General features: G+C 53.2%; 1 pseudogene. It reads right to left on the bottom strand.

Features of this window, described 5'->3' with window-relative positions:
* Positions 1-250: pseudogene (locus EOD29_RS33710) on the bottom strand (calcium-binding protein); the annotation flags it as partial.

Raw genomic sequence — 250 nt, 5'->3', positions numbered from 1 at the left:
TTTGTCGTTGCCGGCATTGCCGTTGATCGTGTCGTTGCCGCCGCTACCATCGAAAATATCGTTGCCGTCGGTTCCCGTAAATATGTCGTCACCGGCGCCAGTCTTGACGTCAATACCGGAGACCGTGCCAAATATACTAGCCCGACTGTTTCCAAGCTCGTCGGAAAGATCGACATGGGCCTTGTCCGTCAATCTCAATATGGCGATGGAGGAGCCGAAAGCGTCCTTCGTTCCCGAGATTTTGTCAAAG

The sequence above is a fragment of the Mesorhizobium sp. M1A.T.Ca.IN.004.03.1.1 genome (assembly GCF_003997555.1).
Classification (GTDB): domain Bacteria; phylum Pseudomonadota; class Alphaproteobacteria; order Rhizobiales; family Rhizobiaceae; genus Mesorhizobium.
This window is presented reverse-complemented; position numbering and strand designations above follow the sequence as displayed.